This is a genomic window from Caulobacter sp. GW821-FHT12D05 (genome assembly GCF_058807295.1).
The window spans coordinates 1-13,163 of the sequence record NZ_JBXAQO010000002.1; the positions used below are offsets into that span (position 1 = coordinate 1).

General features: G+C 60.7%; 10 protein-coding genes. 8 read left to right on the forward strand and 2 right to left on the reverse strand.

Going from position 1 to position 13,163, the window contains the following annotated elements:
* The 8 genes from AC1RRR_RS07395 to AC1RRR_RS07430 form a co-directional block, all read left to right on the forward strand.
* Nucleotides 1–474: DUF1501 domain-containing protein (locus tag AC1RRR_RS07395; RefSeq protein ID WP_492811806.1), on the forward strand; the 474-nt coding region annotated here is incomplete at its 5' end.
* A 73-nt stretch (nucleotides 475–547) separates the two neighbouring features.
* A complete protein-coding gene (locus tag AC1RRR_RS07400; protein ID WP_492811808.1) occupies nucleotides 548–2,059 on the forward strand; it encodes a DUF1800 domain-containing protein in 1,512 nt (503 codons plus the stop codon).
* 7 nt (nucleotides 2,060–2,066) lie between these two features.
* The gene (locus tag AC1RRR_RS07405) at nucleotides 2,067–3,257 is read left to right on the forward strand and encodes a DUF1501 domain-containing protein (RefSeq protein ID WP_492811810.1); all 1,191 of its coding nucleotides are present in this window, start codon (nucleotides 2,067–2,069) and stop codon (nucleotides 3,255–3,257) included.
* A gap of 632 nt (nucleotides 3,258–3,889) precedes the next feature.
* Nucleotides 3,890–4,966 (forward strand): GDP-mannose 4,6-dehydratase, encoded by a 1,077-nt coding sequence (gmd, locus tag AC1RRR_RS07410; RefSeq protein ID WP_492811812.1) that lies wholly within the window; start codon nucleotides 3,890–3,892, stop codon nucleotides 4,964–4,966.
* Nucleotides 4,932–5,897, forward strand: coding sequence for a GDP-L-fucose synthase (gene fcl, locus AC1RRR_RS07415; protein WP_492811814.1), 966 nt, complete (start codon nucleotides 4,932–4,934; stop codon nucleotides 5,895–5,897). Before gmd ends, fcl begins: the two co-directional genes overlap by 35 nt.
* A 41-nt stretch (nucleotides 5,898–5,938) precedes the next feature.
* Nucleotides 5,939–7,027 carry a polysaccharide pyruvyl transferase family protein gene (locus AC1RRR_RS07420; protein WP_492811816.1) on the forward strand — a complete coding sequence of 363 codons (1,089 nt, stop codon included), beginning with the start codon at nucleotides 5,939–5,941 and terminating at the stop codon, nucleotides 7,025–7,027.
* On the forward strand, nucleotides 7,020–8,471 hold the full coding sequence (locus AC1RRR_RS07425) for a lipopolysaccharide biosynthesis protein (protein WP_492811818.1): 1,452 nt from the start codon (nucleotides 7,020–7,022) through the stop codon (nucleotides 8,469–8,471). Before AC1RRR_RS07420 ends, AC1RRR_RS07425 begins: the two co-directional genes overlap by 8 nt.
* Before the next feature lie 5 nt (nucleotides 8,472–8,476).
* Entirely contained in the window at nucleotides 8,477–10,516 is a 2,040-nt protein-coding gene (locus AC1RRR_RS07430) for an acyltransferase family protein (protein ID WP_492811820.1), read from the forward strand.
* A 44-nt stretch (nucleotides 10,517–10,560) separates the two neighbouring features.
* On the opposite strand, the gene AC1RRR_RS07435 is transcribed toward AC1RRR_RS07430, so the two are convergent.
* Nucleotides 10,561–11,781 (reverse strand): glycosyltransferase family 4 protein, encoded by a 1,221-nt coding sequence (locus AC1RRR_RS07435; protein WP_492811822.1) that lies wholly within the window; start codon nucleotides 11,779–11,781, stop codon nucleotides 10,561–10,563.
* Nucleotides 11,782–11,784: 3 nt separating this feature from the next.
* The gene (locus AC1RRR_RS07440; RefSeq protein ID WP_492811823.1) at nucleotides 11,785–12,960 is read right to left on the reverse strand and encodes a glycosyltransferase; all 1,176 of its coding nucleotides are present in this window, start codon (nucleotides 12,958–12,960) and stop codon (nucleotides 11,785–11,787) included.
* Nucleotides 12,961–13,163 lie beyond the last annotated feature (203 nt).

Here is a 13,163-nt window from a genome sequence, read left to right on the forward strand (position 1 = left end):
CACGCCAAGCAGACCTTCTTCGTCAGCCAGGGCGGTTACGACACCCACACCAACGAGTTGGCCGCCCACAACGGCCTCTATGGCGATTTGGCCAACGCCCTGGCCGGTTTCTACAACGCTATGAAGGCACTGGGCCTGCAGGACAACGTCACCGCCTTCACGATGTCCGACTTCGGCCGAGTGTTCAAAGGCAATGCCAGCGGCGGCACCGACCACGCCTGGGGCTCCAACCACCTCGTCCTCGGCGGCGCCCTGGCCAACGGCAAGGTGCATGGCCGGTATCCGGACATGACCTTCGGCGGCCCGGAAGACACCTCCAACGACGGCCGCTGGATACCCTCCATCGCCACCGAGGAGTATGTCGGGGCCATCGCCCAGTGGTATGGCGTCAGCCCTGCCGACCTGCCCTACATCTTCCCCAACTGGGCCAACTGGAATGGCGGCGGCCGAGGCCCCGTGCCGCTGTTCGGATAGCCGCCACGCGATCGCCTTCAAAAGGCCCAGGAACACTCACAACCTGCCCACCTCACTCATGTGAGGCGGAAATATGCATTGGCGCTTCCTACTAGCAGCAGCCCTCGCCTTCTCGACCAGCGTCGCTAACGGCTCCGTCGTGAACCGCGAGCCGACAATTGATGCGCTGGTCGATCGGGTGACCTGGGGCGTAACAACCCAGGACGTCACCATCGCGCGATCGGTCGGCGCGGACCGGTGGCTAAAGGCTCAACTGCGCCCCGCAGGAGAGGCTCAACTCCCCTCAGCCGTGCAGACTCAAATCGACACAATGCGCATTTCGCGGACGCCTATGGCGCGACTGGTCCTGGAGATGGACGCGCAGGACAAGGCGGGCTCCAAACTCCAGGACCTGACCGAGCGCGAGAATGCGCGCCAAGAATACCAGAAGGGGATGCAGAGCCTTCGCCAGGAAGCCGCGAAGCGGTCTCTGCTGAGAGACCTGTATTCACCGAACCAACTGCAAGAGCAGATGACGTGGTTCTGGATGAACCACTTCAACGTCCATGCGGACAAGCGCGATATCCGCGCCATGATCGGCGACTATGAGGATCAGGCCATCCGCCCTCACGCCCTGGGTAGATTTCGCGACCTCCTGAAGGCGGCCGATCTTCACCCGGCGATGCTACGTTACCTGGACAACGATCAGAATGCGGTGCGTCACATAAACGAGAACTTCGCGCGTGAAGTTCTAGAGCTACACACTTTAGGCGTCGGATCGGGCTATACCCAAAAGGACGTCGAAGAAATGGCGCGGGTTTTAACGGGTGTTGGCGTCAGCCTTTCCCCTGATCCTCCGAAGCTGAGACCAGAGCAGGCGGCCTTTCATGTCCGTCGTGGGCTGATGGAGTTCAATCCAGCTCGCCACGATTTCGGCGACAAGATTGTGCTGCGACGCAAGATCTCCGGCGCTGGCCTCTCCGAGTTTGAGACCGCGCTTGACGCCTTGGCTCGCGAGCCGGCCACGGCCAAGCATATCTCTGGCAAGATAGCTCTCTATTTTATGGACGAGGCTCCGCCAAAGCTTGTCGATCACATGGCCGCCGCCTTTCTCCGAAAAGATGGCGACATCGCCTACGTCCTGGAGGTCATGTTCAAGTCTAAGGAGTTCGAGGCTTCGCTCGGGGGGAAGGTCAAGGATCCTATCCACTACGCCGTTTCAGCCGTGCGGCTGGCCTACGACGGCAAGCAGATCGTCAACGCCTCCCCCCTCCAGAACTGGATCGCTCAATCCGGGCAGGGCCTTTACAGCCGCGACACCCCCGATGGCTACCCGCTGCAGGCCGCGGCCTGGTCGGGTCCGGGACAACTGACCGCCCTCTTCGATATAGCCCGCCAGGTCGGCGCGAATTCAGCCGGCCTCTTCAAGCCCGAGGGCCAAGGCGCCAGCGAACAACCCGCCTTCCCCCAGCTGCAAAACGCCCTCTACTTTTCCAGCACGCAGGCGTGGCTTGGCGACCGTACGAAAGCCGCACTCGCAGAGGCACGCTCTCCTGCCGAGTGGAACATACTTTTCCTGTCCTCCCCCGAGTTCCTACATCGTTGAGGCCGCCATGCATCGACGCGACTTCCTCACCGCAACCATCGCCACGTCAGCAACCACGATCACCAGCCACGCCTGGAGCACACCGGCGAGCGACCAGCGCCTGTTAGTGATCTTTCTGCGTGGCGGTTACGACGCGATCAATGTCGTGATCCCCACTTACAGCGACTTCTACTATGAGGCCCGGCCGAGCATCGGGATCGCACGTCCAGATCCGACAGACCTCAAGAGCGCTCTGACGCTCGATGGCCAGTGGAGCCTTCATCCGGCGCTTCGGAATAGCATCTACCCGCTCTGGCAGAGGAAGCAGGTCGCCTTTGTTCCTTTCGCCGGAACCGACGACATGACCCGAAGCCACTTCGAAACCCAGGACACGATCGAACTGGGCCAACCCGTTGGTGGCGCGCGCAATTATCGCTCTGGCTTCATGGCCCGCTTGGCCCAAGAGATTTCCGGGGCTCGGCCGATCGCATTCACGACCCAGGCGCCTCTCACCTTCCACGGTGCGCCAGCAACTCCGAATGTCGCGGTTCAGTCGGTGGACCGGCGCGGTGTCGGCAACCGCCTGGCTCAGGCCATCCAGGACATGTACCGGGACCACGACCTAGAGGATCAGGTCACAGAAGGCTTTCAGGTTCGCAATAAGGTCTATGCCAACCTTATCGGGGAGATGGAGGCGGCCAATCGCGCCGCCGCGCCACCCAGCGGTTTCGAGCTCGCCGCTCGCCGCGTCGCCCGCATGTTGAAGAATGACTACAATCTGGCCTTTTTGGACGTCGGCGGCTGGGACACCCACGTGAACCAGGGGGGCGCCACGGGCGTACTGGCAGATCGCATCGGCCAGTTTGGCAAGGGGCTGGCAGGCCTCGTCGACGAGATGGGACCAGACACTTGGGCGCGCACGACCATCGTGGTGGTCTCTGAGTTCGGCCGGACCTTCAAAGAGAATGGGGACAAAGGCACCGATCACGGCCACGGAAGCATCTATTGGGTATTGGGCGGATCGGTCCCCGGAGGTCGCATCGCGGGCGACCAAACGGCCATCGACTACAAATCACTGAATGCTCAGCGGGATTTGCCCGTCCTCACGGACTACCGCACCCTAGTGGCCCAGATCGCTCGCGAAAAATTTTCGATCAACGCCGCGGGAATGGAAAGGGTTTTCCCACAAATTGGACGAAACTCACGATCCATCTTGTGAACTAAGGCTCGAGAGCGCGCCCCAGGGCGCAGTACTCGGTCCATCGCCCATCAGCCTGATCGCCGAGCATCCACACTCTTCCAGCCATGGAAATGTAATAACGCTTCCTTTGGTCTGACTTCGATATCCCTCGCCCACAGACTACGTCGCCCTTCAGTGTTGCGGATACGACCTCGTTGTCGAAGTCCGCCGCACCGATAGTCTCTAGGATGAGATCCCGGCCTCTGCTCCGGAGCGCGTTATGCATCGGAGAAATCGTGGCGACGACATTGGCCTCAGGCGTCACTGTCGTTTGTTCTGATTCAGTCCGTCCACATCCACCCAACACGACGAGGATGAGGGTCAAGATGAATTTTATTTGACACTCCTCCAGCACGGTCCCCCTCAAAGCCATTCCTCCGCAAACATTAGCGCCGAGCAAACCGCCGACAGGCCGAGCGTTCATTCACGATTTCACGAATGATCCCCGCCCACAGAACGGATTAACCTTACCGGAGCCAACATCGCCCCTTTTTCGGTCGCTTCCATCTTTCATTGCGCTATTGCAAGAACAAGGTCGCATCAACAAAAAGCTTGCGCTATGACGCGACTACGCAAAGCGGAATAGCTGCGTTCTCGAAGGTGGGGATCTAATGACGGTTAATAGCAACGGTAAGGTTGCGCTCATCACGGGCGTGACCGGGCAGGACGGCGCGTATCTCTCTGAGCTACTGTTGTCCAAGGGTTATACAGTTCACGGCGTGAAACGGCGCTCGTCGTCGTTCAACACGGGCCGACTCGAACACATCTATCAAGATCCGCATGAAGCCAATCCGCGCTTCATCCTGCACTACGGCGACATGACCGACAGCACGAACCTGATCCGGATCGTGCAGCAGACCCAGCCGGACGAAATCTACAACCTGGCGGCTCAAAGCCACGTCCAGGTCAGCTTCGAGACTCCGGAATACACCAGCAACGCCGACGGCACGGGCACCCTGCGCCTGCTGGAAGCCATCCGCATCCTGGGCCTGGAAAAGAAGACCAAGTTCTATCAGGCCTCGACCTCGGAACTGTACGGCCTCGTGCAGGAAGTGCCGCAGAGCGAGAAGACCCCCTTCTATCCGCGCAGCCCCTACGCCGCCGCGAAGCTCTACAGCTACTGGATCGTGGTCAACTACCGCGAGGCCTATGGCATCCACGCCAGCAACGGCATCCTGTTCAACCACGAGAGCCCGCTGCGCGGCGAAACCTTCGTCACGCGCAAGATCACGCGCGCCGTGGCGGCCATCAAGCAGGGCTTTCAGGACAAGCTGTACCTGGGCAACCTGGACGCCAAGCGCGACTGGGGCCATGCCCGCGAATACGTCCGCGGGATGTGGCTGATGCTGCAGCAGGAAGAGGCTGACGACTACGTCCTGGCCACCGGCGAGACGACCATGGTCCGGGACTTCGTGGGCAAGGCCTTTTCGGAAGTCGGCATCACGATCAATTGGTCGGGCGAAGGCGTCGCCGAAAAGGGCACGTGCGCCGAGACCGGCAAGGTGCTGGTCGAAGTCGACCCGCGCTACTTCCGTCCGACCGAGGTCGAGCTGCTGATCGGCGACCCGACTAAAGCTAAGGAAAAGCTCGGCTGGGTCCACGAGACCAAGTGGGAGCAGCTGTGCGCCGAGATGGTCGCCGCCGACATGATCAATGTCGCTAAGGAGCAGCGTCGCAATGCCGAATGACGTGATCTTCCCTCTAGAGGGCAAGCGCGTCTGGGTGGCCGGCCATCGTGGGATGGTCGGCTCCGCCATCGTTCGCCGCCTGGCGTCCGAAGGTTGCGAGATCCTGACCGCAGGCCGTGACGTCCTCGACCTCGAACGCCAGAGCGCCGTCGAGACCTGGATCGCCAAGGAAAAGCCGGACGCCATCTTCATGGCGGCAGCCAAGGTCGGCGGCATCCTGGCCAACGACACCTACCCGGCCGATTTCCTCTACAACAACCTGGTCATCGAGACGAACATCGTCGATGCGGCCTGGCGCAGCGGCGTCGGCAAGGTGCTGTTCCTCGGCTCGTCCTGCATCTATCCGAAGTTCGCGCCGCAGCCGATCATGGAAGACGCTTTGCTCACCGGTCCGCTGGAGCCGACCAACGAGTGGTACGCGATCGCCAAGATCGCGGGCATCAAGCTGGCCCAGGCCTATCGCAAGCAGCATGGCTGCGACTTCATCAGCGCCATGCCGACCAACCTGTACGGCTTGGGTGACAACTACGACCTAAACAGCAGCCACGTGATGCCCGCGTTGATCCGTAAAGCGCACGAAGCCAAGTTGGCCGGCGCCGACAGCATCACGATCTGGGGCACCGGCACGCCGCGTCGCGAGTTCCTGAACGCCGACGACTGCGCCGACGCCTGCGTGTTCTTGATGAAGACCTATTCCGACTTCGAACACGTGAACGTAGGCTCGGGCGAAGACATCACGATCCTCGAGCTAGCGCAGCTGGTTTGCGAGATCGTTGGCTTCGAAGGTTCGGTCCAGGTTGACACCACCAAACCCGACGGAACCCCGCGCAAGCTTATGAGCGCGAACAAGTTACGGGGCATGGGCTGGTCGCCGCGCATCGAACTGCGCGATGGCGTTGCCCAAGCCTACGCCGCCTTCCTTGGGACGTGAAAAATGCAGGATGTCGCGTCGCGGAGCGATGAGAACTCCAAATGAGTAACGTCGAATTTTATTTCAACGCAAAGACTAAGCACACAAACCTCGGCGACATCATTATCAACCGCCAGCTGCTCGGACTTCTGAACGAGCAGGGCGCTGTCGTTGTTCATCCCGGCGCGATGCCGCAGGCGTTTCTCGAGCAGATCGAGATCGAGAAATACGCCACCGAAGAGTCGCAGAGCGCGTTCTTTCGCCGGATGATCGCGTCGTCCATGCGCTCGCGCTCCAAGGGCGGGCGGGTGTACTACGTGCTGAACCCCGGCGGCTTCACCGGCGCCCTCCCCTTGAAGGATGCCGTGGGTCAGGCCTTCAACATTCTGGCCTTCCTGGTTCTGAATGTTCTTGGCATCCGCATCGTGCGCCTTGGCGCGTCGATCGGCCCGTTCTCACCCAACCGGGCGCGTTTCGAGAAGGCGAAGAGCAAGTTCATCCACTTCATCGGCGCCCGTGACACCGAGTCCCAGCGCTACGCGAAGACTATCGGCATCACAAACCTCAAGTTCTTTCCGGACTTGGCGTTCACCATGCCGCCGCTGGCAGCTCTTGCACCGGCTCGCGAGCGAAAGATCGTGGTCAGCATCCGTTCGCGAAACGTGACTCCCGACTACGACCAAGTCATCCAACGCCAGATCATTTCGATCCTCGACACGGTGGACCCCAAGCGCGAGCTGGAGGTCGTGATCTCGGCGCAGGTCGACGCCGATCTGCGTTATCTCGACGATCTTGCCGCGAACCTATCGCCGGCGCGTCGGACGAGCGTCATTCGCCACAGGCTGAGCGAACAGGAAGCGCTGGAGCTCTATGCCGCCAGCCAAGCCGTCGTGAGCAATCGTCTTCACGTGCTGCTACTGGCGCTGCGCCAAGGGACGCCCGGTTTCGCGGCGATCAACCCAAAGGCCGACTCCAAGGTCGCCGGCATCTACACTGACATCGGTTTCGCTGATCTGATCGTCGCCAACCGTACTACGACCTCAGCCGCCCCCCCTGTCGCCGACAAGGCCTTCGCCAAACTATGCGACGCGATCTTCGCGGAACGAACCACGGAGGCCCGACAATTCCTGGACCAGGCTTTCCATGAGTAGGACGCTCAAGAGCATCCTTTGGTCCACCGCCGGCAGTTGGGGCCAGCAGTTCGTGGCCTTCGCCACGACCATGGTCCTGGCGAGACTGCTCGATCCCGCAGCTTTCGGCGTGATCACCACGGCAATGCTCGCGATCCTCGTGATCCAGAGACTTCTTATCGAGACCATCGGCCATGCCGTCGTTCGCTGGCCTGAGTTCACGCCCCAGGTCGCGAACACGGCGTTCTGGACCGCAGTCGTCACGGCGACCGTACTGGCGGCTTGCCTCTTCTTCCTGGCGCCCTTGCTGGCCACGCTGTTGCGCGAGCCGGCCTTGGCCAGCGTCCTGAAGCAACTCGCCATTCTGCCGGTTCTTGATGGCCTCTCCACGGTACAGACGGCAAAGCTGAAGCGCGAAATGCGCCACAAGGTCCTGGCGATGCGAACCTTCATCGGCAGCATCGCTGGCATGATCGTCGGCACGACCATGGCCTTCTTGGATTTCGGCGTCACCAGCCTGGTGATGCAACAGCTGGCCATGTCCTTCGTGTCGGTCATCACGCTCTGGAGCGCCAGCGGATGGCGACCGGCCTTCTCGGCTGACCGCCAGATCGCCGTGCGGATGTTCCAGTTTTCCTACCCGCTTATCGGCAGCTCCCTACTGTACGTCGTCGCCAATCGCCTCGACGTGATGGCTCTCACCACCACCATGGGCAGCGCACCGACCGGCCTCTATGCCCTGGCCAAGCGAATCTCGCGACTTCTGACCGACCTCATCGTCACGGGCACCAACACCGTCAGCCTCTCGACCTTCGCCTCTTCTCAGCATTCTCCGAAACTGATGCAGGAGAACCTGACGAAGTATCTACTGTTCTCGTCGATCCTTTTCATGCCCGCCTTCTGCGGCCTGTCGATCGTCTCGGATGACTTGATCGTCTCGCTGCTTGGCGAGAAGTGGCACGCTGCCGCGCCGGCTCTGGCGATCCTGGCGGTCGCCGGTCTGTTCCAATCCATCACCCTAATTGTCACGAACGCCTTGCTCGCAGCGGGCGCGACGGGCTCGATCCTAAGCAACAACGCGGCCTCCGCCACACTGCTCGCAATCTCGCTACTGTTCGGTTGCCGATATGGCGTCGCCGGGGTCGCCGCCGCGTTCGCCGCGCCGGCCGTCATGGCGACAGCTTTGGCCTTCTACCAATTAAAGCGTCGCCTGGGTGTCGAGATCAACGCCCTCCTGCAGGCCCTGGCCCCATCCGTCGCCGGGACCGCGTCGATGCTGGTCTGCGTTTTCGCCGTCCAGTTCTTCAGCGGCCTCCCCGCGTCTCCCCTGAGGCTGACGCTCTGCGTCGTGGTCGGCTCCCTGGCCTACGGGCTGCACAACGCGTTTCTGAACCGAGGCAACTTCAGGATCGTGACCGACGCCGCCTTCACCGCACTGAAGGACGTCCGTAAGCGGGTTGGATGACAGTCATGGACCAGAGGATCGTGAACGGAACAGGCGCAGCGTCCGGCCAGGTTCGGCAGAAATGGCGAACCGACATCACCGGCCTCCGGACGGTTGCGGTTCTCCCGGTCCTCATCTTCCACGCCTTTCCAAGTCTATTGCCCGGCGGCTTCGTCGGGGTGGACATCTTTTTCGTCATTTCCGGCTTCTTGATCACCGGGATCATCAACCGCGAGTGCGAAGAGAAGCGGTTCTCCATCCTCGGCTTCTACGAGCGGCGCTTCAAACGCATCCTACCGCCGTTCGCGCTGATGGCGATCGTCGCCACGATCGCCGCGGTTCTCATCCTGCCGCCGGCCGAACTGGCGCTATATGGCAAGAACCTAGCGGCGAGCGCGCTGTTCTCCGCCAATATCGCCTTCTACAAGCAGTCGGGCTATTTCGCGCCGAACTCCGACGACAATCCTCTACTGCATATGTGGTCGCTGGCGGTCGAGGAACAGTTCTACATATTCTGGCCGCTGATCGTCTTCTTGGGGCTGCGCTTCCTGTCTGGCCGCAACAAGGCGCTCGTCTGCATTGCTTTGATCGCGCTGGGTCTGGTCGCCGCCGAAATCGCGGCTCGCATCGATCCGTCGGCGGCGTTTTATCTTCCTCATCTGCGGGCATGGGAGCTCCTGCTCGGAGCGCTTCTGGCGTTCGTCCACGCCGAACCGCGACACCCGACCACCCGCACGTTGCTGACCTGCGCGGGCGCGGCGCTAATTGTCGCAAGCTTCGCCCTCTACAACGGAGACATGCGGTTCCCGGGTCTCTCGGCAGTAGCGCCTTGCCTGGGAACCGCGCTCCTCATCTACGCCGGCGGCTCGGGCGAGACCCCCGTCGAGCGCTTGTTGGCTACCCCCCCTTTCCAAGTGATCGGCTACTGTTCGTACGCCCTCTATCTCTGGCATTGGCCACTTCTCGTCCTTTGGCGCGTGCGTCTAAACGTCGAGCATCTGGGCTGGGTGGCGATCATCCCACTGCTGATTTCGCTGGCCCTGTCCTACTTCTCCTGGCGGGTGATTGAACGCCCCATCCAGTTCGCGCGCATCTCCAGAACGAAGGTACTGGTGGCGAGCATGGCTACCCTGGCGCTGTTCGCCGGCGTCGGCGCAGTTCTCTATCTGGGTAAAGGCCTGCCGGCGCGCGTTCCCGCCGGCGTACGAAGCGCCGAACGCTTGGCTTCTGAAAAGAACCCTCTTCGCGAGGCCTGCCATGTGCATAGCGCCCAGCCTTCACCCGCATCGGACTGCCTGAGCGGCGCTCCAGGTTCGCAAGCGACCTTGATGCTGTGGGGCGATAGTCATGCCGACGCGATCGCACCGGGGCTGAGCGCCATTTCCCGCCAGCACGGCCTGACCATGCGCCAAGTCTCCAAGAGCGGTTGCGCCCCATTGCTGGACGTGACGCAGAGCGTCATCGGCAATACCGACGAGCAGTGCGCGACCTTCAACCACGCGGTCATTGGCGAGATCGAGCGCAATTCCGACCTAAAATACGTGGTGATCGCTGCGCGCTGGCCGCTCTATGGTGGGCAATCGACGACAGCCGTCGGCGGCTCGATGTCGCTGCAAGACTCCTCGACAAAGGCGACCGGCGCGCAAGGCAACCTCGCCATGCTGAAGTTAGGCCTGAGCCGCTCAATCGCCGCGACCAGGGCCGCCAACCCCAGTGTCCAAATCATCGTGCTGGGTCCCATGCCGGAACAGGAGTTCTCGGTCGCCTCCTGCATCGCCCGGGCGCGGATGGCCAATGCCCTGGATCGCCGCTGCGTCGTCAATGTGGACGCCAAGGCTAGGCTCGAGGCAACAGAGCAACTCCTCGCTATCGTTGCTAGAGAGGACCGCGCGACCGTGGTCTATCCCAGCCAAATCTTGTGTTCGGGAAACAGCTGCACGTTCGAGCGGAACGGGACGATCGTGCTGGGCGACAACAGCCATGTCACTCCGGAAGGCGCGACGATTGTCGCCGGAGCGCTGTTCGCCCCCCTCTTCAAAAATGAAACCTTGAGAGAAACCAAGTAGTCGGATCGTCTCGCCCGCCATCGGGCGAGACGATCACCTGCGCATCAGCCCAGCATTTCCTGGACTTTGTTGGCGAGTTGTTGCGCGGTCGAGACTGGCGTGATCCGCTTACGTACAAAGATTTCGCTGTTCTTCCGCAGGCGCTCGCGCAGCGCGGGATCGGAACGCAGGCGGTCAATCGCACGCACCAGGGCGCCCGGATCTCCCGGCGGAACCAGAAGGCAATGCTCGCCATCGGTCAGCACCGAGGAGATCGAGCCGATGTCGGAAGCGACGATCAGGCACCCTTGCGACATGGCCTCATAGATCACGCGCGGGAAGCCCTCGGCCAGAGACGGCACCACCAGGATGTCCGCACTCCGATAGATGGTCACGATATCTGCGACGTTGGAGATACGGCCGACCAGTTGCACCTTCTCGGAGATCCCGTGCTGCTCGATGCGAGCCAACAAGCCTTCGACGAATGCGGGGTCGCCGTTGCCGACGATCTTGCAGGTAGTCGGGCGGCCGACCTCGTTCTGGGCCTTGCCAAGTGCGTCGATCAGCGTGTCCACGCCCTTGCGCGCGTTGAGCGTGCCGACGAACACGATGTCAGTTCCAGCCGTTTCAAGCCCCCGCCCGAAAGCGAACATGTCCGGCGTAATGCCGATCATGGGCGATACGTTGATCACATCGCGGTTGATTGGCACGAACTTCTGGTAGGATCGCTCGCCGTGCACGATGACGAAGCGCGCACCGGTGGCCGCGAAACGCTCCAGCCACAAGGTTACTGCCTTCCGGATCGGATAAAGGCGGGCCTTCCACGCAGACACGTTCTTGTCCTGCTCGAGAAGTTCTTCCCACGACATAGCGATGTAGACGCCATACGGCTTGCCGACCGCTCGGCAGATCGCCGCCGCCACCACGCCGCTGAAGACCGGCAGCGTGATGTAGACGAAATCGGACTGCTTGATCTGCTTCGCGAAACCAGTCGCCTTGCCGATCAGATTGCGGATTGATGACCCCAGGCCCAGGCTAGCCGACCCCGACCCTATCGGGATCGGATGGACGTTCGGGAAGTTAAGTTTCCGCCGGTAAAGGCTCTTGCCTTCCTTGTAGAACCTGCCGTCGCTCTTGCTCTCCTCCGTCCCGACGAAGTCGACATGACGAATGAGTTGAGAAAGATCAGTCAGAAGCCCGACATAATTGTCATTCGTATAAACCCCCTCCTCATCTCTCGTGATCACGCAGAATGTGATCAAAAGAAGTCTTGCATCGATCGTCACGATCTACCCCCCAACAACACTTGGCTGGCGCTTAAAGCCAGATACAACTTGCTGATAAATACGTTCTAGCGAAGAAAGGCTGGCCTCCGGGCTGTACAGAGCCAGATAGCGCGCACGCGCCGCGGCGCTCTGCGTCCCGTCGTTCAACATTTCGAACCGCTTGACCGTTTCGACGATCGAAGCTGGGTCGCCAGGCGTGAACAAACAACCGGAAACACCGTCCTCGACGAATTCCGACAAGGCTCCGATGCGCGACGCCAGCACCGGAAGGCCATGGGCCAACGCCTCGACAATGACCATCGGAAAACCTTCGAACCACAGCGACGGAACGATCAGCGCCGAGGCGGATCGCATGGCTTCAGACACCTGTTCCGGCTTGAGGGCGCCCAGGAACGTCACGTTTGGCGGCGCAGCTTGCCTGAGAGCTTCTTCCTCCGGGCCAGACCCAGCGATCAAGAGGTCGAACTTACCCAGGCGCACAGCCTCGATCAGCACACTGACGCCCTTCTCGGCCGATAGCCGGCCTACGAAAAGATAGCGACTTCTCTGCCGTTCCGAAGTCGACTCTCCAGGGTCCCGCGCAAAATTGCCTTTTACGGTCAGCTTCTGCGCCGGAAACCCGGCATCGCCATAGAGCTTTTTCGCGAATTGGCTGAGCACGATGAAGCGATCGACGTCTCCATCCCAAACCTTGCGCTTGGAGCGCGAGATCATGTGAGCCATGGCCGCAGATCCGACGAAGGAATCTCGATAGCACTTATGCACAATCGACCAACCAATATTTCTATCCAGACACTTCGTACAGACTTTGTCGTCACGAAACATCATGGCATTGGCGCAAAGCGGCCTATAATTATGAATTGTATGAACCGTAGCCACACCGAGATCGCGAAACATGCCGAACACGGCGGGCGACATCTTCGGAAAGTAGTTATGGATGTGGACAACATCCGGCCTTGTCGCCTGCACCACGTCCTTCACTGTACTTCGCATGCCATCATTGGCGGCGATATTTAGCGCAGCCTTGAGCTTCGCGGAAAAGCCGACGATGTCGTCGTTGCTCTCGAAGAAGGTATCAACCTGATATCCGGCGCCACGCAGAAGCTTAATTTCGTTGTCGACAACGGCGTCTTCCCCGCCGCGTTGCTGGTATCTGTTATGGGCAACGAGAATTCTCAAGGCTAAAGCCCTCGACAAGCTTCTTTTTCGGACTGACTGAGCGCGCAACACCCTCAGATGCGCAGCGAAGAATATTAGTCTATGGACTTTAAAAATGCTCTACTTTATTTTCAATGACAGGCACATGATTTAAACGAGCCGTCCATTGACAGCATACAGCACCTCACCTGCCGAGCCGGCGCGTCGTCGAGAGTATGACGTCA

Excerpts from the sequence above, each read along its gene's own strand:
- AC1RRR_RS07400 (WP_492811808.1), top strand. The coding sequence starts at position 548 with ATGCATTGGCGCTTCCTACTAGCAGCAGCCCTCGCCTTCTCGACCAGC.
- AC1RRR_RS07405 (WP_492811810.1), top strand. The coding sequence starts at position 2,067 with ATGCATCGACGCGACTTCCTCACCGCAACCATCGCCACGTCAGCAACC.
- gmd (WP_492811812.1), top strand. The coding sequence starts at position 3,890 with ATGACGGTTAATAGCAACGGTAAGGTTGCGCTCATCACGGGCGTGACC.
- fcl (WP_492811814.1), top strand. The coding sequence starts at position 4,932 with ATGTCGCTAAGGAGCAGCGTCGCAATGCCGAATGACGTGATCTTCCCT.
- AC1RRR_RS07420 (WP_492811816.1), top strand. The coding sequence starts at position 5,939 with ATGAGTAACGTCGAATTTTATTTCAACGCAAAGACTAAGCACACAAAC.
- AC1RRR_RS07425 (WP_492811818.1), top strand. The coding sequence starts at position 7,020 with ATGAGTAGGACGCTCAAGAGCATCCTTTGGTCCACCGCCGGCAGTTGG.
- AC1RRR_RS07430 (WP_492811820.1), top strand. The coding sequence starts at position 8,477 with ATGGACCAGAGGATCGTGAACGGAACAGGCGCAGCGTCCGGCCAGGTT.